The sequence below is a fragment of the Pseudomonas sp. NPDC089401 genome (genome assembly GCF_044749485.1).
In the GTDB taxonomy this organism is placed as follows: domain Bacteria; phylum Pseudomonadota; class Gammaproteobacteria; order Pseudomonadales; family Pseudomonadaceae; genus Aquipseudomonas.
Window position 1 is genome coordinate 804357 of the sequence record NZ_JBIVIA010000001.1, and the last position, 24781, is coordinate 829137.

General features: G+C 63.7%; 22 protein-coding genes and 2 tRNA genes. 9 read left to right on the forward strand and 15 right to left on the reverse strand.

Annotated features, from left to right (window positions below; genetic code table 11):
- Positions 1-4: 4 nt before the first annotated feature.
- From ACIP21_RS03725 to nhaR, 3 genes are all read right to left on the reverse strand, one after another.
- Positions 5-652, reverse strand: coding sequence for a YceH family protein (locus tag ACIP21_RS03725; protein WP_400684076.1), 648 nt, complete (start codon positions 650-652; stop codon positions 5-7).
- Between the two features lie 104 nt (positions 653-756).
- On the reverse strand, positions 757-1968 hold the full coding sequence (gene sstT, locus ACIP21_RS03730; RefSeq protein WP_400684079.1) for a serine/threonine transporter SstT: 1212 nt from the start codon (positions 1966-1968) through the stop codon (positions 757-759).
- A 96-nt stretch (positions 1969-2064) separates the two neighbouring features.
- Entirely contained in the window at positions 2065-2958 is an 894-nt protein-coding gene (nhaR, locus tag ACIP21_RS03735) for a transcriptional activator NhaR (RefSeq protein WP_400684082.1), read from the reverse strand.
- 133 nt (positions 2959-3091) lie between these two features.
- On the opposite strand from nhaR, the gene ACIP21_RS03740 reads away from it, so the two are divergent.
- On the forward strand, positions 3092-3331 hold the full coding sequence (locus ACIP21_RS03740) for a hypothetical protein (protein WP_400684085.1): 240 nt from the start codon (positions 3092-3094) through the stop codon (positions 3329-3331).
- A gap of 28 nt (positions 3332-3359) precedes the next feature.
- Positions 3360-4112 (forward strand): TerC family protein, encoded by a 753-nt coding sequence (locus ACIP21_RS03745; protein ID WP_400684087.1) that lies wholly within the window; start codon positions 3360-3362, stop codon positions 4110-4112.
- 137 nt (positions 4113-4249) lie between these two features.
- Here ACIP21_RS03745 and ACIP21_RS03750 read toward each other — a convergent pair whose 3' ends face one another.
- Positions 4250-4417 (reverse strand): hypothetical protein, encoded by a 168-nt coding sequence (locus tag ACIP21_RS03750; RefSeq protein WP_400684089.1) that lies wholly within the window; start codon positions 4415-4417, stop codon positions 4250-4252.
- A gap of 211 nt (positions 4418-4628) precedes the next feature.
- On the opposite strand from ACIP21_RS03750, the gene ACIP21_RS03755 reads away from it, so the two are divergent.
- Positions 4629-5321, forward strand: a complete 693-nt coding sequence (locus ACIP21_RS03755) for a peptidase C39 family protein (protein WP_400684092.1) — start codon at positions 4629-4631, stop codon at positions 5319-5321.
- 120 nt (positions 5322-5441) lie between these two features.
- Here the strand turns inward: ACIP21_RS03755 and ACIP21_RS03760 are convergent, their stop codons facing one another.
- Positions 5442-6725, reverse strand: coding sequence for an NAD(P)/FAD-dependent oxidoreductase (locus ACIP21_RS03760; RefSeq protein WP_400684095.1), 1284 nt, complete (start codon positions 6723-6725; stop codon positions 5442-5444).
- A 201-nt stretch (positions 6726-6926) separates the two neighbouring features.
- Here ACIP21_RS03760 and ACIP21_RS03765 point away from each other — a divergent pair.
- From ACIP21_RS03765 to ACIP21_RS03780, 4 genes are all read left to right on the forward strand, one after another.
- Positions 6927-7003: transfer RNA gene (locus tag ACIP21_RS03765), tRNA-Val, on the forward strand.
- A gap of 179 nt (positions 7004-7182) precedes the next feature.
- Positions 7183-7259: transfer RNA gene (locus tag ACIP21_RS03770), tRNA-Val, on the forward strand.
- Between the two features lie 174 nt (positions 7260-7433).
- Positions 7434-8006, forward strand: a complete 573-nt coding sequence (locus ACIP21_RS03775; protein WP_400684098.1) for an SPOR domain-containing protein — start codon at positions 7434-7436, stop codon at positions 8004-8006.
- A 70-nt stretch (positions 8007-8076) separates the two neighbouring features.
- Entirely contained in the window at positions 8077-8502 is a 426-nt protein-coding gene (locus tag ACIP21_RS03780; RefSeq protein WP_400684101.1) for a GTP pyrophosphokinase, read from the forward strand.
- Positions 8503-8509: 7 nt separating this feature from the next.
- On the opposite strand, the gene ACIP21_RS03785 is transcribed toward ACIP21_RS03780, so the two are convergent.
- From ACIP21_RS03785 to ACIP21_RS03805, 5 genes are all read right to left on the reverse strand, one after another.
- On the reverse strand, positions 8510-8752 hold the full coding sequence (locus ACIP21_RS03785; protein ID WP_054884963.1) for a DUF1654 domain-containing protein: 243 nt from the start codon (positions 8750-8752) through the stop codon (positions 8510-8512).
- A 105-nt stretch (positions 8753-8857) separates the two neighbouring features.
- Entirely contained in the window at positions 8858-9538 is a 681-nt protein-coding gene (locus ACIP21_RS03790; RefSeq protein WP_400684104.1) for a hypothetical protein, read from the reverse strand.
- 12 nt (positions 9539-9550) lie between these two features.
- Positions 9551-11971: an SAM-dependent methyltransferase gene (locus ACIP21_RS03795; protein WP_400684107.1), complete on the reverse strand. Its 2421-nt coding sequence runs from the start codon at positions 11969-11971 to the stop codon at positions 9551-9553.
- Positions 11972-11992: 21 nt separating this feature from the next.
- Complete coding sequence (locus tag ACIP21_RS03800) at positions 11993-13789, reverse strand: hypothetical protein (protein WP_400684110.1); 1797 nt, start codon at positions 13787-13789, stop codon at positions 11993-11995.
- Positions 13790-13856: 67 nt separating this feature from the next.
- Positions 13857-15536 (reverse strand): hypothetical protein, encoded by a 1680-nt coding sequence (locus ACIP21_RS03805; RefSeq protein ID WP_400684113.1) that lies wholly within the window; start codon positions 15534-15536, stop codon positions 13857-13859.
- 242 nt (positions 15537-15778) lie between these two features.
- On the opposite strand from ACIP21_RS03805, the gene ACIP21_RS03810 reads away from it, so the two are divergent.
- Together ACIP21_RS03810 and ACIP21_RS03815 are read left to right on the forward strand one after the other, a co-directional pair.
- Positions 15779-18220, forward strand: a complete 2442-nt coding sequence (locus tag ACIP21_RS03810; RefSeq protein ID WP_400684115.1) for a membrane-bound PQQ-dependent dehydrogenase, glucose/quinate/shikimate family — start codon at positions 15779-15781, stop codon at positions 18218-18220.
- 83 nt (positions 18221-18303) lie between these two features.
- Positions 18304-18924, forward strand: a complete 621-nt coding sequence (locus ACIP21_RS03815; RefSeq protein ID WP_400684117.1) for a LysE family translocator — start codon at positions 18304-18306, stop codon at positions 18922-18924.
- Positions 18925-18972: 48 nt separating this feature from the next.
- Here ACIP21_RS03815 and ACIP21_RS03820 read toward each other — a convergent pair whose 3' ends face one another.
- The 5 genes from ACIP21_RS03820 to ACIP21_RS03840 form a co-directional block, all read right to left on the reverse strand.
- On the reverse strand, positions 18973-19728 hold the full coding sequence (locus ACIP21_RS03820; protein WP_400684118.1) for an SDR family NAD(P)-dependent oxidoreductase: 756 nt from the start codon (positions 19726-19728) through the stop codon (positions 18973-18975).
- Between the two features lie 245 nt (positions 19729-19973).
- A complete protein-coding gene (locus ACIP21_RS03825) occupies positions 19974-20681 on the reverse strand; it encodes a GntR family transcriptional regulator (protein WP_100851664.1) in 708 nt (235 codons plus the stop codon).
- A 250-nt stretch (positions 20682-20931) separates the two neighbouring features.
- A complete protein-coding gene (locus ACIP21_RS03830) occupies positions 20932-21960 on the reverse strand; it encodes a proline racemase family protein (protein WP_400684120.1) in 1029 nt (342 codons plus the stop codon).
- A gap of 10 nt (positions 21961-21970) precedes the next feature.
- Entirely contained in the window at positions 21971-23452 is a 1482-nt protein-coding gene (locus tag ACIP21_RS03835) for an aldehyde dehydrogenase family protein (protein ID WP_400684122.1), read from the reverse strand.
- Positions 23449-24729 (reverse strand): NAD(P)/FAD-dependent oxidoreductase, encoded by a 1281-nt coding sequence (locus ACIP21_RS03840; RefSeq protein ID WP_400684124.1) that lies wholly within the window; start codon positions 24727-24729, stop codon positions 23449-23451. The genes ACIP21_RS03835 and ACIP21_RS03840 overlap by 4 nt, the downstream gene beginning before the upstream one ends.
- Positions 24730-24781: the final 52 nt, after the last annotated feature.

Here is a 24781-nt window from a genome sequence, read left to right on the forward strand (position 1 = left end):
CGGCTCAGCCTTCCAGTTCGGCCAGGCGCGCTTCCAGCGCCGCGATCCGTGCTTCCAGGGCTTCGATCCGTTCTTCCGAAACGCTGGCGCTGCTGCTGCGTGCGCCGCCTTCCTGCTGGCGCGCCGCCAGGATCGCCTCGATTTCCGCCGGGTCGCCCAGGGCATGGGTGTAGCGGTCTTCGCGCTGCCCGGCCTGGCGCGGCAGGTGCAGGGCCAGGTCGCGGGAGATCAGACGCTCCAGCTGATGCTGGATCTGCTCGGTGTCGTCGAAGTCGTGCAGGCGGTTGCTGCGGGTCAGCAGCTCGCTGAGGGTCTGCGGGCCACGCAGGAACAGCAGGCCCATCAACACCAGTTGCGCCGGTACCAACTCCAGGGCCTTGTCCACCCGCTGTTCCCAGCGGTCGGCGCGGCTGCCCATCTGCAGGCGGGTCATGCCCTGGCTTTCAAGGTTGCGCAAGGCCTGGCCGACCTGGCCCTGGGTGAGGTTCATCACCGGTTCCCGGCTGGTTTTCTGGTTGCAGGCCAGCAGCAGGGCATTGAGGGTCAGCGGGTAGCTCTCCGGGCTGGTGGCCTGCTTTTCGATCAGCGAGCCGAGAATGCGGATCTCGATGCTGGTGAGGCGGCCTTCGCCTGCGCTTTGGTGTTCTGACATGGCCCTGTCTCATGGCTGGGGGAAGGCCACTAGCGTAGGTAATGCCGCGGTGTAAGGCAATGTGGGAGCGGGTTCACCCGCTTCCACAGGCGGCCACGACGAGCTTAAACGCTACGTCGCGCCTCGGCCTCGCATGCCGCCGCGGTGAACAGCACGTCGGTCGAAGAGTTCAGCGCGGTCTCCGCCGAATCCTGCAGCACGCCAATGATGAAGCCCACCGCCACCACCTGCATGGCAATCTCGCTGGGAATGCCGAACAGGCTGCACGCCAGCGGAATCAGCAGCAGCGAGCCACCCGCCACCCCCGACGCGCCGCAGGCGCAGACCGCTGCGACCACGCTCAGCAGCACCGCGGTCGGCAGGTCCACCGGGATGCCCAGGGTATGCACCGCCGCCAGGGTCAGCACGGTGATGGTGATCGCCGCGCCTGCCATGTTGATGGTCGCACCCAGCGGGATCGACACCGAATAGGTGTCCTCATGCAGCCCCAGGCGCTCGGACAGCGCCAGGTTGACCGGGATATTGGCCGCCGAGCTGCGGGTGAAGAACGCCGTGATGCCGCTTTCGCGCAGGCACAAGAGGGTCAGCGGGAACGGGTTGCGGCGGATCTTCCAGAACACGATCAGCGGGTTCATCACCAGCGCCACGAACAGCATGCAGCCGATCAGCACGGCCAGCAGGTGCAGGTAGCCGAGCAAGGCGTCCAGGCCCGCCTGCGCCAGGGTCGAGCCGACCAGGCCGAAGATGCCCAGCGGGGCGAAGCGGATCACCACGCGCACCAGCAGGGTCACGCCGTTGGAGAGGTCGTCGACCACCGTGCGGGTGGTCTCGCTGGCATGGCGCAAGGCCACGCCCAGGCCGATGGCCCAGGTCAGTACGCCGATGAAGTTGGCATTGACCAGGGCGCTGACCGGATTGTCGACCGCGCTCAGCAGCAGGTTCTGCATCACCTCGGTGATGCCGCCCGGGGCGCTCAGGGAGGCTTCGCTCGTGCTCAGCGCCAGAGGCGAGGGGAACAGCATGCTGGCGCCCACCGCCACCACGGCGGCGCCGAAGGTGCTCAGCAGGTACAGCCAGAGGATCGGGCGGATGTGGGTCTGCTGGCCCTGGCGGTGGTTGGCGATCGACGCCATCACCAGGACGAACACCAGCACCGGTGCCACGGCTTTCAGGGCGCTGACGAACACCTTGCCGAGGAAGCCCAGGTCACCGGCGATGGCCGGCGCGAGCAGGGCCAGGGCGATGCCGGCGACCAGGCCGATGATGATCTGGGTCACCAGGCTGGTGCGGTTGAGGAGGCGGAAAACGGGTGTCATGTGCAGCGGGGTCTCGGAATCGTGAAAGGGCGCGACTCTAGCACATTCAGGCCCGGCCCCCGTGGCAGCGGGTTCACCCGCGAAACAGCACCGCGCTCACCAATGGAACAACTCCCGCCGCGCGCCCTCGGTAATGGCCACGATCCCCGGATGCTTGACCTTGCGCTCCACCGAGATGGCATAGAACGATTCCTGCACCGCGTCGGTCTGCCCGATCAGTTCCACCCCATACTGGCGGCACACTTCCTCGGCAATCACGCTCGGCGCCACGAAGATACCGCTGCCCGACTGCCCGAATGCCTGCATCAAGGCGCTGTCATCGAACTCACCGACGATCTGCGGCTGCACCTGTTGCTCGCCCAGCCAGCGCAACAGGCGGCTGCGTACCACGGTTTCCGCGCCGGGGATCAGCAGCGGCGCATCCTGCAGGCAGGCGGGGAACGGCCCGGCATGGCGCCGCGCCAGGGCAGGAGTGGCGAAGAAACTCAGGCCGCATTCGCCAAGCTTCTGGCTGTAGCCCTTGATGTCCAGGTGGCTGGGCATCGGGCTGTCGGATATAACCAGGTCCAGGCGCTGGATCGCCAGGTCCGCCAGCAGGCGTTCGAGCTTGTCTTCGCGGCAATTGATGCGCAGCACCTCGTCCAGCGCCATGGTCGGTGCCAGCAAGCGGTAGACGATCGACTTGGGCACCACGTCGGCCACCCCCACGCGGAACAGGATCTGCTCCTGGGGGCCGGCGCGCAGCATGGCCTCCAGCTCGCCGCCGAGCTGGAACATCTGCTCGGCGTAGACCAGTGCCTGGCGGCCGGTCTCGGTCAGTTCCAGCTGCCGGCCCACTCGTTGGAACAGCTCCAGGCCGTAGGTCTGCTCGAACAGGCTGATCTGCCCGCTGATGGTCTGCGGCGTGAGGTTCAACTGCTCGCTGGCGCGGGCGATACTGCCGGTCTTGGCCACGGCCCAGAAGTAGTGCAATTGCCGGTAGTTGAGCACGAGGATCGTTCCGATTCGAAAAAACCGAAGTATACCCGTTGGAAATACGAATTTTCCGGATGTTTCGGCGTCTTTAGAATGCGACCCCATCAGGCGCATCGCGCGCCGCCGGGATTCTTCAAGCGAGGACACCATGCTGCAACTCAAATCCATCGGCACGCCATTGGTGCTGACCCTGGCCCTGTTCGGCCTGGCCGGCTGCGACCAGGCCGAGAAATCCGCCCAGCAGATGCTCGACCAGGCGGCGAAATCGGCCAAGCAGGCCATCGACGACACCAACCAGGCCGCCCAGCAGGCCTTGAGCGATGCCATGGGCCAGGAAGGCCACAAACCGAAAGACCCTGAAAAGAAAGCCCACAGCCAGGAAATCTGACCCCTAACCGCCGTTGCAGGATCGACCAATGGAATACTTGCTGGAACTCGCCGCTAGCCCTACCGCCTGGGTTGCCCTGGCCACCCTGGTGGCCATGGAGATCGTGCTCGGTATCGACAACCTGATCTTCATCTCCATCCTCACCAACAAACTGCCGCTGGAGTACCGTTCGAAGGCGCGGCGCATCGGCATCAGCATGGCCCTGGTCATGCGCCTGGCGCTGCTCAGCACGGTGGCCTGGATCGTCCAGTTGACCGACCCGGTGTTCGAGGTGTTCGGCAACGCCTTCTCGTGGAAGGACGTGATCCTCATCGCCGGTGGCCTGTTCCTGCTGTGGAAGGCGACCAAGGAGATCCACGAAAACGTCGATCCCCACGGCGCCAAGGAAGAAGCCAAGGTGTCCTCGACCGTCACCCTGGGCTTCGCTGCGGCGATCTTCCAGATCCTGTTGCTGGACATCGTTTTTTCGGTCGACAGCATCATCACCGCGGTGGGCATGACCGAGCACCTGCCGATCATGATCATTGCCGTGATCTCGGCGGTGATCGTGATGATGGTGGCGGCCGACCCGCTGGCCAACTTCATCAATGACAACCCGACGGTGGTCATGCTGGCCCTGGGCTTCCTGATCATGATCGGCATGACGCTGATCGCCGAAGGGTTTGGCGCCCATGTACCGAAGGGGTATGTGTACGCGGCGATGGCATTCTCGACGGTGATCGAGATCCTCAACATCCTGGCCCGCCGGGCGCGCCTCAAGCGCGAAGCGGCAGAAGGCTGATCTCGACAAGCCGGGGCGCCCTGCGCCCCATTTCGCGGGTAAACCCGCTCCCACGGGGATTGCGCCAGGTTCAAAACCAGTGCGGTACCTGTGGGAGCGGGTTTACCCGCGAATGGGCCAATGTGGATTCAAAGGGGTCAATGCACCCCGGCATGCCGCCGCGCCCGGTGCGCGGGCTGCACCTTGGCCGGCAGGTGATGGTGTTGCGAATGGCGCCGCACGATACGCAGTACGCCCCACAGCATGGCGGCCGCGACGGCCAGCCACATGCCCAGCAGCATCAGGATTGCCATAGTCAGGCTCATGTGTGCCTCCTTCTCTTGGGCCGCCTTCGGCGCGCCCTCCAGACACAGCTTTAGTCTAGCTCCCCGTCCGTGACGTTCCATTGACTTCTGTTCCAAGGCTCAAGCCATTTGGTTGCAAAGCCAGCGTGGGCTATACCCGCGCCGCGCAGCATCCTATGATCGGCCCCAGAGCCGGGCGCTGCCTGCCTGGCACCGGAACAAGCGAGTGTCCATGGAGCACCCATCCTTCAACAACGCCCCACGGCGGCTGCTGGCGGCCTGCCTGGTGGTCGCCGGCCTGGTGGTCGCCGGCCTGGCAGGTTGTGCCGGCGCGCCGCCTGCCAGCCTCAAGGGCCTGCCGCAGCGGGTCGAGATCAGCAGCGTGCCGTTCTACCGCGGCAACGCCAACCACAGCGCTTCGATGGCCCTGGCTGCGCTGCTGTCGCAACAGGGCGCACCGATCACGCCGGGCCTGCTGGACAAGCCCTTGAACCTGCCCAAGGGCGCCGAGGCGCTGGAAACCGGCATCCCTCGGGTGGCGCGTGAATATGGCATGGTGGTCTACCCGCTGGACAAGCACCTGGACGCCTTGCTGGCCCAGGTCGCCGGCGGCAACCCGGTGCTGCTGCGCTACCAGGAAGGTTCGGCGTGGTGGAGCGAGCCGCGCTATGCGGTGCTGATCGGCTATGACCGCTACAAGCAGCGCGTGCTGCTGCGTTCGGGCATGCATCGGCGGCAGCTGATGGCCTTCGATGACTTTGCTTCGGCGTGGGCGAAGGAGGGGAGCTGGGCAGTGCTGGTGCAGCCACCGCGGCAGTTGCCGGCGCAGGTGGATCGGCAGCGCTGGTTGCAGGCGGCCGATGAACTGGCCAGGGCAGGGCAGGAGATTGCAGCGAAGCAGGCCGTGAACAGCCTGAACAAATAGCTTCGACAGTACCGGCCTCTTCGCGGCTGAAGCCGCTCCCACAGGGATTGCATCAGGTTCAAAACCAGTGCGTTACCTGTAGGAGCGGCTTTAGCCGCGAAGAGGCCAGGCCTGCTTACATCAGAAGCCCAGGCGATCGCGCAGGCTGTAGTACCAGGCACCCAGGGCGCTGAACGGCACGCGCAGCATCTGCCCACCCGGGAACGGGTAGTGCGGCAGGCCGGCGAAGGCGTCGAAACGCTCGGCCTGGCCACGCAGGGCCTCGGCCAGCACCTTGCCCGCCAGGTGGGTGTAGGTCACGCCGTGACCCGAGCAACCCTGGGAGTAGTAGATGTTGTCGCCGATACGGCCAACCTGCGGCAGGCGCGACAGGGTCAGCAGGAAGTTGCCGGTCCAGGCGAAGTCGATCTTGACGTTCTTCAGCTGCGGGAACGCCTTGAGCATCTTCGGGCGGATGATCGCTTCGATGTTGGCCGGGTCACGGGCGCCGTACACCACGCCGCCGCCGAAGATCAGGCGCTTGTCGCCGGTCAGGCGGTAGTAGTCCAGCAGGTAGTTGCAGTCTTCCACGCAGTAGTCCTGCGGCAGCAGGGTGCGCGCCAGTTCGTCGCCCAGCGGCTCGGTGGTGATCACCTGGGTGCCGCATGGCATCGACTTGGCGGCCAGTTCCGGTACCAGGTTGCCCAGGTAGGCGTTGCCGGCAACGATGATGAACTTGGCGCGGACCTTGCCCTGCGGGGTGTGCACCACCGGGTTGGCGCCACGTTCGATGCGCACGGCCGGGGTCTGCTCATAGATGATGCCGCCCAGCGACTCGACCGCGGCGGCTTCGCCCAGGGCCAGGTTCAGCGGGTGGATATGGCCGCCGCTCATGTCCAGCATGCCGCCGACATAGCTGTCGCAGGCGACCACTTCACGGATGCGCTTCTGGTCCATCAGCTCCAGCTGGGTGTGGCCGAAGCGTTCCCACAGGCGCTTTTGCGACTCCAGGTGGCCCATCTGCTTGGAGGTCAGCGCGGCGAACACGCCGCCGTCCTTCAGGTCGCACTGGATGTTGTACTTGGCCACGCGCTCGCGGATGATGCGCCCGCCTTCGAAGGCCATCTTGCCCAGCAGCTGGGCTTCTTTAGGGCCGACGGTGCGTTCGATGACATCGATGTCGCGGCTGTAGCTGTTGACGATCTGGCCGCCGTTGCGGCCCGAGGCGCCGAAACCGACCTTGGCCGCTTCGACGATGCTCACCTTGAAGCCGTTCTCCAGCAGGAACAGCGCGCTGGACAGGCCGGTGTAGCCGGCGCCGATGATGCATACATCGGTCTCCACCTCACCCTGCAGCGCCGGACGTGGCGGCACCGGGTTGGCCGAGGCGGCGTAGTAGGACTGGGGGTAGGGGGTGTTAGCCATGCTGCAGGAACCTCGTGTTTTATATTTTTAACGAATGTACCGATGCTATCAATAATAATAAACACCCGCTAGTCGTCCGGTGAAAATCCTTTACTGCCCCGCGGCCGGCCCTTCTCTATAAAGAGTTTAAGATTCAGTGAGTTAGCGCGAAAAAAAGTGTTGACAGGGTTTCTGGATTGGGTAGAATGCGCCCCACACGACAGGCACATAGCTCAGTTGGTTAGAGCACCACCTTGACATGGTGGGGGTCGTTGGTTCGAGTCCAATTGTGCCTACCAAACAAAGTCCCGGCTTCCGGGCATCGAAAAGGGCGACCCGCAAGGGTTGCCCTTTTTGCATTATGGATCACTGCCCGCGCTCGGCAGCGGGCGCCCGCAGGTTTCTGAAAGTTTTTGATTTTTTTGAAAAAAACGCTTTACAGGTACGCATTCGATCACTAATATGCGCACCACACGACAGGCACATAGCTCAGTTGGTTAGAGCACCACCTTGACATGGTGGGGGTCGTTGGTTCGAGTCCAATTGTGCCTACCAAACAAAGTCCCGGTTTTCCGGGCATCAAGAAGGGCGGCCCGCAAGGGTCGCCCTTCTTGCATTCCTGCGTATTGGTTGCGAACCGCTCCACGAAGCAGCGTGTAACCTTTGGTCGCGGGCGATGCCGTGGGCCGCCATGCTAGAATCCGCCCCTTCGAATCTGGAGGTAAACGCGTGCGCAAACTGGCAGTGGTAGTGGCAGTGCTGGCCCTGGCGGGCTGTGACAACGAGGTCGAGGGTGTGCACAAGCAGGTTGCCGAGCACCTGCACAACCCCAAGACCGCCAAGTTCGGCAACGTGCGGATCGACACCAAGGGCACCATCTGCGGCCAGGTGCGCGGCAAGGACGACGCCGGGCAGTACGAAGCCTACCGCAGTTATGTGGCCATCAAGGGCGCTGACGGCCAGTACCAGATCATCGTCGACGACAATGGCAACGACCTGCGCATCCGTGAGCAGTGCGGCGGCGCCGACCTGCAGCGCCGTGCCGAGGCCCTGGCCGACCAGCCGGCCCCGGAAGGTTGGGATGTCGAAGTGATCCAGGGCGCCAACATGGGCGCATTGAGCGACATGACCGCACGCCTGATCGAAAAGGGCATCCCCTCGTCGGTGGAATACCGCGAAGGCAAGCCGGTGGTGCTGATGGGGCCGTTCCCGAGCAAGGCCGAGGCCGAGGCGCGCAAGGCCGAGGTCATGGCCAAGCTGGGCACCGACTCGGTGGTCATCCAGCACGGCGCCCAACGCTGACAGGCGATCTGTTATCTGTAGCCTTCCCCGGCTATGCTTGGCCTGAGACTAGCCAGAACGGGAGGGCCTCATGTCTACGCTGGAGCGGGCCATTGCCGTGGCCGCCAGGGCACATGAAGGGCAATGTGACAAGGGTGGGGCGGCGTACATCCTCCACCCGTTGCGGGTGATGATGCGGGTCAGCACGCTGGAGCAGCGCATAGTCGCGGTGCTGCACGACGTGATCGAAGACACGCCGTTGACCCTTGCCGACCTGGCCCGTGAGGGCTTCCCGCTGAAAATCCTCGCCGCCTTGCTGGCGCTGAGCCGGAACAAGGGCGAGCGCTACGAAGACTTCGTCGTGCGCCTGGGGGGCGACCCGCTGGCGCGCACGGTCAAGCTGGCGGATCTCGCCGACAACAGCGACCTTTCCCGCATCCCGTGCCCCAGCCCTGCCGACCTGGCGCGACTGGCCCGTTACCGTGAGGCCAGCGCTTATCTGCAGGCGTTGCCCTGAGGTGTGATCAGTCTTCTTTCGGTACGGTCCAGAAAATCTGCACGCCGCCATCGTCGCGGTGGGCGAGGGTGACGTTGTCGTTTTCGGCGATTTCCTCGAGCAGGGTTTCCCAGTCGTCCGGCGATTCGTGTTCCAGGCGGAAGATCAGCGCGGCGCGGCTGCGCTGGGCGAGGGGGTTGTTGATGATCTTCTGGATGCGCAGGCCCAGTTGCTGGTAGCTGCTTGCGGTTGCTTCGGCGGTGTTGGCCACGGAGGCGGTTCCTTGTTGTGCTGTATGTGCGTACAGTATTTCACCGCCATCGATTTCGCAACAGGGCGCCCGCGCAAAGGCATCAAATCGTGCGGTGGCAGGGCGCTAATCCCAGCTCGGCAGCGGTTCCGGGCGCGCTTCGCGCAAGCGTTCGAAGCTCGCGGTGGTGCCGCGGTGGCAGGCGAAGCGCAGGTCCATGCTCACCCGCGTGACCTCGCAATGGTTGTGCACCGTGCCATGCGCCAGGTAGCCCCCGTCGAAGACCAACGCTTCGCCATAGCGCAGCGGCACCGGGGTGAAGTCGCCCCGCCCGTAGCCGGTCTCGACATGCATCGTGCAGCCGTGCTCGACATCCACGAACGGTACCCAGACGGTCAGCTGGTCGCTGCGCCGGGTGACCTGGGCATCGCAGTGCCAGGCGCTGACACTGCAGGTATGCGCCAGGTGCACCCGCCACTTGGGCTGGTTGGCGTAGGCGATCCTGCCGCCGAACGCGGCGGCAATCACGTTGCGGGCGAAGCCGTGGTAGGCCTGGTACAGCCTGCAGTCCTCGGCCAGGCCCGTCATGCGCTCGCGCAGGCGCAGGTTGGCCTGGTAGCCGGCGCGTTCGTCACCGCGCCACTGCGCTCGCCCGGCCTGCTCCCGATGCAGCAGGGCCAGGTCGGGCACGGCAAAGATGTCCTGGGCGACAATCCGCTGGAACGGGAAGGCCTCGGTGTCATACACCACCTTGGCCATCCACACCCCCACGGGCCCGCCAGCGCGCTGGTGACGGAACAGGTCCATGGCCCGCGGCGCCTAGCGCAGCACGGCGTGCAGCTGGCGATTCATCACCGCCGTGCTGAACGCGTACTTTTGCCACTTCTGCCAGAGCATCAGCCCCCCGGCGTCCTGGCTGGCCGTGGCGCACAGCTGGTAGAGCCATGCCCAGCCCTGTGCCGACAACCCCTGCGCGGCCCAGGGGTTGACCGCCGGCAACTGCTGCGCACCTTGCCGCGCGCCGATGCAGTTGACCTTGCCGTTGGCGGGCAGGCCAAGGCTGCCGAACAGCACCGCGTCGAGGGTGATCGGGTCCCAGAGCAACTCCAGCGTGCCACTGGCCGCCAGCGCCGGGCCGCCGCTCCAGCTCAGGCGTTGCTCGCTGAAGCGGCTGTGCGCCACGGCCTGGCCATTCACCAGCAGGCCTTGGGCGGACCAGTCGAGGCTGATGGCCGGGCTGTCGGCGAGCGGGTTGTGCAACACGTAGCGGCCCCAGTAGGGGTCGGCAAGCGAGGCCAGGCGCCGATAGCGATGGCCCAGTTGTGGCGCTGCCCCCAGCGCCTCCAGGTCGAAGCGCAGGTCATCGACGCACAGCGACCAGCCGCTGATGCTCAGCCCGCTGCCGAGCGGTTGGCCATTGAGCCGGGCCACCACCTGCTGCGCCTGCACGGCAATCTGCAGGCTGTCGCCCGAGGGGTTGCGGTGCTCACCGACCAGGTGCACTGGCATCAACCCGCCAGGGGGCAGGGCGTCGGCGATCAGTGCATGTGCGGCCGGGAGCGGGTCCTGCTCGCTCCAGATCGCGCCGATCAGCCGGCGCTTGCGCCCGGGGCCCAGGTCGCTGCGCAGGAAGCCGTTGTGCCGATTGCCGCTGGCTGCGGCCCATTTCAGGATGCCTTTCTCGTAGCGTGCGTGGTGCACCGCCTGGCCATCGACGTAAAGCAGGCACTGCTCAGGCTTGCCCTGATCGCCGATGAGCACGATCAGGCGCTGCGCCGCGGCACTGAAGTAGACCCCGGTCCAGGGCAAGCTGTCGTGGCGGTTTAGCAGGACGATGTCCTGCGCCAGGCTGGCCACCTCGAACGCCCAGCCCTGAAAGCGCGCGACCTGTTCCAGGTGCTGGCTGCCGCTGCGCCTGTCGCAAGCCAGGCAAGCCTTGCGCACTTCGCCGGCCAGGCGTTTGCTGCGCAGCATCTGCACCAGGAATGCCTTGTTGTTGGAGTCCTTGGCGAACACGCCTTTGGCGGCGATCTGCATGGCACCGGGGTCGCCGCTGGCCAGCAGGCGTTTCTCGCGCCCGCTGAGACCCGGGAACGCTTCGCTGTGGACAGTGCCGGCCGGGTCGGCGGCAAAGCGCTGGCGCAGGCCGATGTCGTTTTTCAGCGCCAGGATGAAATGGCTGGCAGGCGTGGAGGCCTGCCAGTGATAGTCCGGCGGCACCGTGAAGTTGGCGAACTGGCGGATCGCCGCCAGTTCGCGCGGGCCGTAGCGGTCGACTTCGCGTTGCGCCTGGGTGGGGGTCTTGAGGATTTCGTGGTCCTTGAGCAGGCCCAGGCGGATGGCCATCTCCCGGTTGCTCGGTCGGCTGACCTTGGGGGCGATATAGAAGGTCGAGATCCCGGTGAAGCGCACTTGCACCTGCGGGTCGTGCAGCGTGCTCAGCGGGAAGTGCTCGATGACCGGCGCAACCCCGGGGTAGCGCGAGGCGATGTAATGGGTGATGGGGTAGTCGTCGCCGTAATGCTGCTGCAGGTACTGCACCAGGATCGAGAAGTTCTCGTTCAGGTAGCCTTCGCGGCGAAAGCCCATTTCGCCGATCAGCCCGACTTGCCACAGCACCACGTGCAGGCTGGTGTCCGGTGCCCGGTCACGCACCAGCATGTCGGTGGCCTCGTGGGTCTGCAGGCCGGGGTGGCAAGGGTCGATGCCCAGGTCGGCACACAGGCAGTCGAGGGCGCAGATGCCGGCGCGCATCACCGCCGGGTAGCCTTCACGGCGGGCGATGGCGATCGCCCGGTGGGTCGACAGCACGAAGATCCCCGGGTGGCCGTAGAACACCGCCACCACGTGCTCGCCCTGGCGCACCGGGTGCAGCATTGCTTCGCTCATCTGCATGTAGGTGTGGTAGCGCACCTTGTTGTCGTCGTAGAGCACGTACAGGTCGAAGGCGTCCGGGCGCAGGTGCTTGAGCCAGACCGTGGTGGCCGGGTCGGCGACGCAGTAGAAGACCTTGTCGGCGGCCTTGAGCAGGGCCTCGTCGCCGACACTGAAGCCCATGGTCTCGATGCCCGAGCCGATGATGGTCAGCTGCCCGGCTGTCGGCTTGCTGGCCGCGGGTGTTTCCGAGGCCTGCGGCTGGCGGGCGATGTCCCGGGCCAGGGCCTCCCAGGCCTGGGCGTGAGCCTGCTTGTCGGCGTAGGCGGGTGCGCTTTCAGGCGACGTTGCGGTGGATCGAATCATGCGGAACTCCTCGCCGAAGGCTTAGCCGGCAACCCGATTGAGGTATTTGAGCGCGACACTGCAACCGACCTTGATCGGCAGCACCTGGCCCTTGTAGGTGTAGCCGCCGAGCAGCAGGTAGGCCTGGTCGGCGCTGGCGCAGGCGGCCATCTGGCCGACCAGTGCGTTCTCGTCGTCGCTCGACCAGCGCCAGGCCTGTTGCGCCTTGTCGGCGGGGGCATTGGCGGTCATTAGCACGGTGGCGATGTTCATCTGCTGGGTGGTGTTGTCCGGCTCGGCTTCCTTGACGTACTGGGCGAAGGTGGCCCAGCGCGTCTGCACCGGGTTGGCCTCGTTGAGCATGCTGTTGACCAGCAGGCCGACGCCGGTCGATTGCTGCGGCGCCAGCGAGGCCAGGTACTGCTCGGAGGAGCCCTTCCAGGCGTTGAGCAACTGCCCGGCGGTCTGGAAGGCAAGCATGATGGTGAGGTTCTCGACCAGGGCCGGGAAGCCCTTGGTCATGATCCAGTTGCCGACCTTGTTGACCAGGCCTTGGACCATCCCTGGCTCGACATTGACATCGGTGTCGATGTCCACGTCGACGTCGGTGTCGGTCACATCCACGTTGTCGACCACGTTGTCGGTGTCGATGTCGATATCGATGTCCACGTCGATGTCCACCACCAGCACGTCGATGTCGATATCGATGTCGATATCCACGTCGATGTCCACGTCCACATCGATGTCCACGTCGATGTCGATATCCACATCGACATCCACGTCGACGTCGACGTTGATCGGGTCCACCGGGTCGCCGACATCGCCCAGCGGGTTGGCGTTCTCGCCTATCGACTGCAGGCGCTGGGACACGTTCTGGTACAGCTTCTGGGCGTTCTGCCCCAGCCATTTCAAGCCGCTGGCCGCGCCTTGCAGCACGTGCACGGCCATGTCCACGGTCATGGCGATCTGAACGGCTTCGAAGGCGATGAAGGCCATGTCGTAGGCCGCCACCCACCAGGGAATGTTCGGCTGCTGGTAGGGCTGGGCGATGAACACCTTGCCGTCACGGGTGCCGGACCAGCACATCGCCAGCTGCTCGGGCTTGCCTTCCCAGCTGAGGTCGCGCAGGGTGCCGGTGGTGATCAGCCCGGTGCTCTTGCTGGCGCCGCTGGAGCTGAGCTGCTGGTTGTACAGGGCGAGGGCGGTGCTGGCGCCGAGGGTGTCGGTGAAGGTGGCGCTGCCGTTGTGGATCAGCACGGTGCCGACCGTGGTTTGCGGCAGCACCAGTTGCCCGCCGTCGGTGGTCGGCTCGTAGCAGTAGTAGGTACCGTTCCAGGCGTACAGCGAGTTGCCGGCCCAGAACGCAACGATGTTGAAGGCGTCGTAGTCGGCGCCTTTGTAAGGGCTGTTGGCGAGCAGTGCCGAAACCTGCTGGTCAAGGGTGAGCATGTTCGCCGGGTCGGTCACCAGCTCGCTGAACTGCAGCGCCAGCGGTGCATAGGGCTGGCTGACGTAGCTCTGGTAGAAGGCCCAGGCGGCGGTGGTCGAGGCCAGGTCGTCGGCGGTGACGGTGGTGCTGAAGTTCTCATGGACCAGGTCCGGGACGAACAGCTGCACCGGGAAGTCATCGCTCTGCCGGGCCATGACCAGCCGCGGGAGCAGCTCCGGGCTGGGGATCTGCGCGGTCTGCCCGGGGGCGACGGTGCCCAGTTGCTTGTACACCGGGTAGTAGTCGGCCGGGTTGGTGCTCGGCGGGTCGCCGACGGGTTGCGACATCGTGTCGTAGACAACCAGGGTGAAGTCCAGCTGGTTGACCACGCTGATCAGGGTATCGGTCATGGCGGCGCTTCCGTGTGTGCGGCCGGCTACCCGGCGGGTGGCCGGCCTCAGTGGCTGAGGGGGCGGGTCAGAGCTCCACGGGTTCGAGGTGTTCGTCGAACTCGCCGTCCTTGACGTCGTCTTTGGTCGATTCGATTTCTTCGTTCAGCCTCTGCGAGTCCTCTACCGCGAGTTGATCCTCGTCGAGTTGGCGCTTGAGTTCGTTGTCCATTTTCTGGGCATTGGTCTCGATCGACTCGCCAATGGTCGTGTGCGCGTCATTCACCGCTGCAGTGGCTTCGGCCAGTGCACTCTGCATTTCCTCCGGAGTGAAGGCATCGTTCAGGTCGTCCCGGGCCTTGGCGAGTCTGGTAGCCGCGTCGTTGAGCGACTGGGTGTCGGAGATGCGTGCCAGGTCTTCAATCTGGCCCAGCTGCGTGTCGATGGTGTCGTTAAGGCCCGCACGCTGCAGGTCCGACAGATCGCTCACCAGTTCGGCGCGCAGTTCCTCGATGGTCGGGCCGAGGTCCTGGGGCTGCGGCACGTTGACCGGGTCCTGCGGGCCGAAGCGTTCGGCCATCTTGTCGAAGAATTCCTTCTGGTTGGCCTCCAGGCGGTCGGTGAATTCCTGGAGCTTCTGCTCCTGGGTTTTCGGCACCTCGCCGTTCCATTTGTCCCTGATGTACTTGCCCAGGGCGACGACCTTGCTGCCAACCCATTCGGCGGCCATCAGCACGCCGACGATGAAGGCGGCCGATTGCAGGAACTGGTAGAAACTCTTCGGGTGGAACAGTGCATACCATTCGTTGCTGTCGTCGTTGGCCGGCAGCTTGAAGTTCAGCCCGAGCACCGTGACGCCGCCGATGCTGCCGTGCAGGATCGGCAGCACCTGGGTGTCGTCGGTGTTGCCGCTGAACTGGCTTTTCACCGTGAACAGCCCTTTGAAACACAGGGTCGGCACATCATCGGTGAGGCTCGAGACGAACTGGCCGTCGCTGTAGAACAGCGGGGTGACCTTGTTGCTGCTGTCGGTGAAGGCCAGGGTATAGCCGCCGGAGTGGTCGGTGGGGTCGGCGGGCAGCGGCGGGTTGCTCTTGCGCACCAGGGTCAGGCTGCCGAGCAGGCTTGGCGAGGCACTGCTGCTGTCGCTGCTGGCGGTGCCGGGGGCATACAGGTAGTAGGTGTAGCTGGCCATGCTCTGCGCCCAGCCGAAGGGGAAGGCGCTGAGGTAGGTCTGGGCGGTGGTCACGCTGACCACGTCGAGGTCCTTGAACTGCGAGGTGCTGGCGAAGAACGCGCTCATCGTCGAGTCGATGCCCTGGTTCGAGGTGCTGTTGGCGGCGCTCTGCGCGGCCGCCGCGTAGTTCTGTGCCAGGCTCGAGGACGGGTAGGCCGAGATGGTCTGGATGAACGTGAAGGCGTTGGTCAGGGTGGCGGCATCCTGCGCCGTCACGGTCAGCGGCTGGGGTGGCTTGCCGACGGTCATCACCGTGGCGTTGCACACCGGGTAAAGGTTGGCCGGGCGCGAATAGAGCAGGTCGAAGATCACCTGCCCGGCGGCGCCGACCAGTACCACGTCGGCGGTCGTGGTACTGGCGATGGTGCTGGCGCCCGAACTGGTCTTGAGCAGGCTCAGGGTCTGGTTGTAGACCTGCTGGGCGCTGGCGTCGTCGTCGCTGTAGGCGCTGACCACGGCCAGGGCGTCGCCGCTCTGGTTGGTCACGGTGAGGGCGGGGGCGGTGGTGGCGGATTTTTCGGCAGCAGTCATGGCAGATCTCCTTTCCTTGGACATGCGCGGGGGGGATGAAGCGGCAGCTGAGGAAAGGAAGTGTAGTGTGGCGATTTGCCAGCGATGTGCGCGGCTCAGACTGATGGGCAATTAATGCGCTGCTGTTTATCGCCGGGTCTGGATGCGCTCACTAACCCCGGCGCGGCGTCTGACTTAGACCGAAATAAGTCGAAATATTTGTGCACAACACAGTCTTCCTGTTTGTGTGCTGAGCTGTACGCATGCGACAATTTGTCTTTTCGCAATCCAGAAAGGACGTAAACGTGGTGAACGGTGTAAATCCGGGTCGCTTGGGACGCGCATGGCTCGCGACTCTCGGCACGATAATTTTGTTGGCGGGCCTCTATTTCATCGGTGGCGGCGGATGGTTGGCCTGGTTGGGTGGAAGCTGGTACTTCCTGATTACTGGCCTCATGCTGGTTGCAGCCGGTGGGCTCATCGTCCGTCGCCGCTCGCTGGGTGTGCTGCTCATCGCGGTTGCGGTGCTCTATACCGTCGTCTGGGCGCTGTGGGACGTGGGCTTGCAGTTCTGGCCGCTGCTATCTCGCGTGCTGGCATTCGCAATGATTGGTGCTGCGGTAGCATTCTCCGTACCGCTGTTCACTCGCTCGCGCAAGGCTCGTATCACAGGCGTGGCCTTGGGCGCTGCGGCGTCGGTAGGGGTTGTAATCACTGCCGTCAGCGCATTTGAGCCAAAGAATGTCATCCGTGACGCTGAGTCGGTTGCCGCCGCGAATGATGTACCTGTCGAAAAAGGCGACAAAGAACCCGGTGATTGGAAAGCATGGGCCGGTGATACCCATGGTTCCCGCTTCTCGCGTGTAGGCGATATCACTCCGGCAAACGTCAAGGACCTGAAGGTTGCCTGGACTGCTCACACAGGTGAGGCTGTCGTACCTGGTCTGGGCGACGCTGAGGACCAGAACACACCGCTGCAAATCGGTGACAGCCTGTATGTCTGCACCACCTACAGCACTGTGATTTCCTACGACATCGACACCGGTAAGGAAAACTGGCGATTCGCGGCGGGCAAAGGTAACTCCACCTATCAGCGCTGCCGCGGCATGGCCTATTTCGATGCCACCACGGCCAAGAAAGTGGCTGACGTGCCAGGCGTGGCCGTTGATGCAACGCTGGACGCCTCGGTGAGCCCACAACGCCTGATCTTCCCGACCGGTGACGGTCGCCTGATGGCCATCGATGCGCACACCGGCAAGCCGGTGGCCAACTTTGGCGATAATGGCGCCGTTGATCTCAAGGCCGGCATGGGTGAAGTCAAGCCAGGCTACTACCAGCAATCCTCGACTCCGCTATTGGCGGGTAACCTGGTTATCGTCGGCGGTCGAGTGATCGACAACTTTGAAACCGGTGAACCGCCAGGGGTGGTTCGCGCCTTCGATGCCGTTACCGGTACGCTGGTGTGGGCATGGGATCCGGGCAACCCTGAGGTGACGCGCGAGCCGTTGTCGCCAGAAGGCTACACCCGCGGTACCCCTAACGTGTGGGTGGCAGCGTCCTATGATGCCGAGCTGGGCATGGTCTACCTGCCAACTGGCAACGCCACCCCTGATTTCTGGGCAGGTTTCCGTACCGAAGCTGACGACAAGTACGGCTCTTCCATCGTTGCCGTCAACGTCGCCACCGGCCGCCCTGTGTGGTCGTTCCAGACCGTGCACCACGACATCTGGGATTTCGACGTCACCGGCCAACCGCTGATCTACGACATCCCCAACGATGACGGCTCGGTCGCCAAGGCGGTATCGGTGACTTCGAAAACCGGCATGATCTACCTGCTGGATCGCACCAACGGCAAACCGCTGGCTGACATCGAAGAGCGCCCGGTGCCGCAAGGCAATCTGCCCGGCGAGCGTTATTCGCCAACCCAGCCGTACTCCGTGGGCATGCCGAACATCGGCAACGAAGTGCTCAAGGAGTCGGACATGTGGGGTGCCACGCCGTTCGACCAGCTGATGTGCCGGATCATCTTCAAGTCCAGTCGCTACGACGGCGTATTTACCCCGCCGGGTGAAGACTGGGCGATCCAATACCCAGGTTCGCTGGGTGGCATGAACTGGGGCGGCGCGTCGGTGGACCCGACTACCCACCTGATGTTCGTAAACGACCTGCGCCTCGGCCTGCACTACAACATGGTACCGGCCAAGGACATCCCGCCGGGCACTGGCAGCAGTGAAGGCATGGGCATCATCGTGCAGAAGGGCACGCCGTTCGGGACCTGGCGCGAGCGCTTCATGTCGCCGCTGGGTGTGCCATGCCAGGCACCGCCTTTCGGTACGCTGTCGGCTATCAACCTCAAGACCAGGAAGCTGGTATGGCAAGTACCGGTCGGCACGGTACAGGACACCGGCCCACTCAACATCGCTACCGGTTTGAAACTGCCTCTGGGCATGCCGACGCTCGGCCCGTCGCTGGCAACCAAGTCCGGCCTGCTGTTCTTCGCCGGTACCCAGGACTTCTACCTGCGAGCCTTCAATAGCCGCACAGGTGAAGAGGTGTGGAAGTCTCGTCTACCAGCGGGTAGCCAGAGTGGCCCGATCACCTATCGTTCGGAGAAGACCGGTAAGCAGTATGTGGTCATTTTCGCTGGCGGTTCGCCGCACTCCGATACCCGCAGTGACAGTGTGATTGCGTATACACTGCCATAAGCTGACGCTGCAAGCTGTATACGGCCCAGTTCATAAGCCTGTGACCTGGGCCGTTTTTTTGTCTCGACATAGAGTGGGTGTACATGCCTTACATGGATAACGTGATTGCCTTCACGTTGGCAGCGACGGTGCTGACGCTGACGCCAGGCCTGGATACGGCGCTGGTACTCAGAACCGCAACGGTCGAGGGGCGGGCGCAGGCCCTGCGCGCCGCGTTGGGGATCAATGCCGGTTGCATGCTGTGGGGGGCGGCCGTGGCCTTCGGACTGGGGGCGCTGCTTGCAGTCTCGGAGTTTGCCTACAGCGTGCTGAAGTTCGGCGGTGCAGCCTATCTCCTGTACCTGGGCTTGGGCATGCTGTTGCGCCCGCGCCGTTCCTTGGCGGGAGACGCGCTACAGAACGTGTCGGCGTCCAATTGGTTCGTGAAGGGGCTGCTGGGCAACGCACTCAATCCGAAGGTGGGCATCTTCTACGTATCGTTTCTTCCGCAGTTCATCCCTCAGGGAGAGCCTCTGGTTGCGTGGACCTTCGGCTTGGTAGGGATTCATGTCCTGCTCGGTCTTGTGTGGTCTCTGGTGTTGATCATGGCGACACAGTCGTTTGGCAAGGTGTTGCGCCGTGACGCGGTGATCAGCTGGATGGATCGCACGACCGGGATCATCTTCATGGCATTCGCTGCCAAGTTGGCTTTCAGCCGTAACTGAATTGGCAGGCATATGGCACCCAGTCTCCCGGGTGCCTCCCTCGTTTATTCACGCCACTGCTTGAGCGCCGGTTATCTCTACCAGCGAGCCGCACATGAAGGCTGCTTCGTCAGATGCCAGGAAAGCTACCAGCGCTGCGACTTCCTCGGGCTTGCCAATCCTGCCCAGCGGAACCATCCGGTCGAGATCGGCGATGGTTCGCCCTGAACGTAGCACGCCCGCTTCAAGCATGGGCGTGTGGATTTCACCCGGGCATACGGCATTGACCCGAATGTTGTGTGGGGCGTAATCGCGGGCAAGATTTTGAGTAAACGAAGCTACAGCGGCCTTGGTGACGTTATAGGCGATGTGCCCAGGGGCAGGGTGGAGGCCCCATTGAGACGCTGTGTTGACGATCGCGCCAGAGCCCGCTTCCATCATCACTGGCAAAACTGCACGACACAGGTGGAACATCGAATCGACGTTGACCGCGAAGCTGGCGTGCCAGTCGTCCTCACTCAGTGCGAGCAGGTTGCCGCGACGATTGATGCCTGCGTTATTGACGAGCACGTCTATCCGTCCCAGCTGCTCGACCACTTCGCTGACCAGCCGGCGGCAGGCTTCACCTTGAGCGATATCAGCTGCCAGGGCGATGGCCTTGTGCCCTTCAGCGCGAAGGCCCTGCGCCAGCTCTTCTGCGGCTTTGCAATTGACATCGCTGACTACCACGCAGGCGCCTTCACCCGCGAACCGCTTGGCAATGGAGGAACCGATACCGCCAGCTGCTCCGGTGACGATTACGACTTTGTTTTCGAATCTGTTCATTGAACGCCTGACCTCACCGATTGTTGTTGTAGAGAGGGATGGAACTCGCAACTTGATATCATGTGTGCAGCTTTGCATGCAACAAGACAAGTGGTTGAAACCAGCCAGCGCTACGATTGCGGGTTGCGCAGCGTGCAGCGAATACAGGTCGATAGCGTGGGAACGGCGGGCAGAAGGGCAATGCAGTGCTGCGGCTCTATCCGCGTTTCAGGAAGAGCCGCATCAGCAGTTGATTTGACCGGTCGTTAACCGACCGACATGCGGGCGGTGAGGTTCTGTTGCATGTAGTCCAGGAAGCGGCGCTGGAACAACATGGTGTGTTCATGAGCTGCGGCCTCGGCGGCGTCGGCATCCCGGGCTGCGATTGCCTCGATCATCTCGTCATGGTCGCGGCCCAGGCGGTGAGCGCTTGCAGAGCTGACGACGTGATCAAAGTGCAGATGCAGGAGCCGTTGCCCCTCACCGAGAAGGCGCTCGTAGTAGGTGATGAAATAGGGGTTGCGACCCGCATGGGCGATCGCCATATGGAAGGCTTTGTTCAGTTCCGACATGGCCTGGAAGTCGCCTGTGGTAACCGCCTTCAGGTAGGCCGCATCCGCATCTCGGATAGCTTGCAGGTCTTCCGGCCGGTGCTGGGTTGCCGCGAGGCGGGTTACAGCACGCTGGATCAGGTCGAGAGCGGAAACATAATTCGGAAACTCTTCGATCTCGAACGGTGTCACCAGCGTCGTACGGTTGGGCAAGATGACGACCAGACCCTCAGTGATCAGTCGCGCCAACGCATCACGTACGGGGGAACGGGATAGCCCGAACTGCGCAGCAAGGGACACCTCGTCAAGCTGTACACCAGGCTTGAGCTTGAGCGTCAGAATCTGCTTGCGAAGCTCTTCATAAATGTACCGTCCACTGTGCCTGCGAGGGCCGCTTTCGGTGTCGTTATCTTTTGCCATCATCAGGTCTCGGTTGGTCTGTCCCGTATCATACAGGTCAGGCCTGGATAATTTTCAGTCTCTGCGGACTTTGTGTGCCCCTAGCATGGGGGCGGGAGTATCAAGCGTCAAACAGTGGCCATCCATGTGATTGAAGCGTACATCCATGGGAGATGTGGCGCCCCGATCAACACCGTCTGATACAACCTGGAGACCTTTCTGATCCGATGAAGCAGAAGTGCTCGGTGTAACCCGAGCACAGGCAAACATGAGATCACTGATTCAAACCGGCTCCCCAGGTATCACTGAGCATGAAGCCTCCTGCAAGTGGATCGTCGGGATCGACCCCCAACTGTTGCAGGCCGTAAATCCATGCCCGACCGGTTACCCGCGGTAAGACCGCAGGCTTGCCGGCTACTTCAGCGTGGCCCAGCAGGGCGACCTGGAACTGGCCACCGATGGTCGACTGGGATACCAGATGGTCCCCTGGTCGTACCAGGCCACGGGCAGCCAGGGTGGCGAGATTAGCTGAGCTACCGGTGCCGCAGGGCGATCGATCAACTCGCCCTGGTGGCAGCGTGGTGCAGGTCTGATAGGTGCGATCGTCCAGGCGGTTGCGGAACATCACGTATGCCACTTCGTTGACCGAGGGCAGCAGCGGGTGCTGGATATCCAGCTGGCGGTTGATCACATCCTTCAGTGCAACACCGGCATCGGCCAAGGCACGGGCATTTTCCGGCGCGATCGACAGACCGGTCTGTTCGACATCGATCAAGGCGTAGAAGACGCCGCCGAAGGCGACATCGATATTGATCGTGCCGAACTGCTCGGTCTCGATCGCCAGGTCCAGGTGCTCGACGAAGGCCGGTACCATGTCCAGCGACACGCTCAGGCAACGGCCGTCCGCGCATTGAGCGCGGGCAGTGACCAGGCCGGCCGGAGTGTCCAGCACCACGGTGGTTTCCGGCTCCTGCATAGGCACCATGCCCAGTTCGAGCAATGCAGTGACCACGCAGATGCAGTTGCTGCCCGACATCGGGTGGGCCTTGTCGGCTTGCAGCACGATGAACCCGGCGTGGGCTTGCGGCCTTGTCGGCGGCAGCAGCAGGTTGACCGACATCTGCAGGCAACCACGTGGCTCCAGTGTCACCAGGCGACGCAGGCTGTCGTCGACTTCGTTGATGTAGTTCATCTTGTCGAGCATGGTGGCACCCGGGACGCCAATGACGCCCCCGGTGATGACCTTGCCGATCTCGCCTTCGCAGTGCACTTCAGCCAGCTGAAGCGTCTGTTTCCAACGCATGGCTATACCCTCACTTGATGTACCAGCCCCAAGGCTGTTCGCTGTCGTAGCGGGTGATCTGCTTGGTTTCCAGGTAGTTGTTCAGGCCCCATTCACCCAGCTCGCGGCCGATGCCGCTGGTTTTGTAGCCGCCCCAGGGCGCCTCGGTGAAGGTCGGCTGCGAGCAGTTGATCCAGACGATACCCGCGCGGAACTTGCGGGCGACACGCTCGCAGCGCTCCAGGTTTTTGGACATGACCGCTGCACCCAGGCCGAAGCGCGAGTTGTTGGCCGACTTGACCGCTTCCTCTTCAGTGTCGAACGGGCGGATGCACACCACGGGGGCGAAGATCTCTTCAGTCCAGATCCAGCTGTCTTCCGGCACATCGGCGAACACGGTCGGTTGCAGGTAGAAGCCCTTGTCCAAGTGTGCCGGACGTTCGCCACCGCACACCAGACGTGCGCCTTCTTCCAGGCCGCGCGAGATGGCTTTCAGAGTACCTTCGTATTGGCTGCGGTTGACCAGCGGGCCGAGCAGCACGCCTTCTTCCATGCCGTTGCCGATCTTGATCTTGCGGGTTTCCTCGGCCAGGCGCTTGAGCAGCGGCTCGTAGGCCGAACGCTCGACCAGCACGCGGGAGGTTGCCGAGCAGACTTCACCTTTGTTCCAGAAGATGCCGAACATGATCCACTCGACGGCCTTCTCGATGTCGCTGTCGGCGAAGATCACGAAGGGCGACTTGCCACCCAGCTCCAGGGTCACGTTCTTGATGTCCTGGGCGGCGGCTTGCATGATGCGGCTGCCCACCGGCACGCTGCCGGTGAAGGCCAGCTTGTCCACGCCTGGGTGCGCGGTCAGCGCTGCGCCGACCTTTGAGCCTGGGCCGGTGACGATGTTCAGCACACCGGCAGGCAGGCCGGCTTCATCGGCGATGCGCGCCAGTTCCAGCGCGGTCAGCGAGGTTTGCTCGGCGGGTTTGAGGATGATGCTGCAACCTGCCGCCAGTGCCGGGGCGATCTTCCACGAAGCCATCAGCATCGGGAAGTTCCACGGTACGATGGCCCCGGCAACGCCAATCGGCTCCTTGCGGGCGATCGAGCTGAAACGGTCATCGGACAGGGACACGTCTTTTTCGCGATTGCGGTCCAGCTCTTCGGCCAGGTAAGCGTAGTAGTCGAAGCAGCCGGCGGTATCGCCGATATCCCACATGGCTTCCGGGAACGGCTTGCCGTTGTCGCGCACTTCGAGGGTCGCCAACTCTTCCTGGCGGGCACGGATGCCATCGGCGATCTTGCGCAGGTAGGCGCCGCGTTCGGCACCGCTCAGGCGCGGCCATGGGCCCTCGTCGAAGGCGGCACGGGCAGCCTTCACGGCAACATCGATATCCTCGGCGCAACCGGATGCGACGGTCGCGATCAGGCTTTCATCGCTCGGGTCGAAGGATTCGAAGCTGCCGCCATTGATCGGGCTGACCCATTGGCCATTGATGTAGAACTGCTCGTAACGGTTCATGCTGTACCTCCAATAAGGGCGAAGCGACGGGCGCTGAATGCGGTCAGACTTTGTGCAGGTGTGCGGTGTGCGACCAGGTCGGCGACCAGGCGGCCGGTGGTGGCGCCGAGGGTCAAGCCGAGCTGGCCGTGGCCGAAGGCCATGATCACGTTGTTCAGGCGCGGCGAGCGGTCGATGACCGGCTTGGTGTCCGGCAGGAACGGCCGGTAGCCGACACCGAACTCCATCCCCTGGGTGTTGAGTTGCGGCAGCACGCGGCGGGCCTTTTCCATGATGATTTCGGCGCGCTTGAAGTTCGGCTCGGCGCCTGGGGCGGCGAACTCGATGGTGCCGCCGATTTGCAGGCCGCGGGTCATTGGGGCGAAGCAGAAACCGCCGTCGGCGTAGATGACCGAGTGGCGGATTTCCACCTCAGGCCGGGGCAGCACTGCCTGGTAACCGGCGATGCCGGCCAGTGGTACGTTCACCCCGAGGCTGTCGAAGAAGGGGCGGGCACCGGTACCGGCGGCGACCACCACGTGATCAGCCGGCAGGCGTGTGCCATCGGCCAGGGTCACACCGCTGGCGCGGTCATGGTTCTCGTCGATCCTCACGGCGCTCTGGCGCACGCGCGTGCCGCCCTGGCTGATGAAGCTTGCAGTAAGCGCGGCGATGAACCCTTCGGTGTCGTTGACGGCGCGCCAGTCAGGGAACAGCAGGCCATGCTGGAACTTGCCGGCCAATGCCGGCTCCAGGTCGCCAATTGCCGCGCCATCGAGTTCTTCGGATTTGAAGCCCAGCTGTTTGCGCAGCTCCAGGTGCGGACGTTCGTGGGCCAGGCCGGCGGGCGAGCCGAATACTTCGAGGATCGGCCGGTCACCCAGCAACGTCTTGTCCGGGCAGGCATCGAGCAGCGGTGCGTAATCCTGATAGACGTGCTGGGTCAGGCGGGCCATGTCCTGGGCGATTTCATTTATCTTCGATGAGCGGGCGCAGGCCAGGAAACGCAGGAACCACGGCAGGATGCCCGGCAATGCGCTTGGGCGCAGGGCCAGGGGGCCTTTCTGGTCAAGCAGCCAACCCGGGATCTTCATCAGAATGCCCGGCTTGGACAATGGGATGACTTCACTGACCGCCATCTGACCGCAACTCCACTTGGCGGTACTGTCGCCCGGTGCGGCGGGGTCGATGAGCGTGACCTTGTGGCCTTCGCGCTGCAGGTAAAGCGCGCAGCAGACTCCGACGATACCGCCGCCGATGACTACGGCGTTCTGCGATGACGATTGTGGGGTGTTCATGGGTCTGTCTCGTATCAAGAGAGGGTGCGAGGGGGCCGCGTGGCGGCCCCGT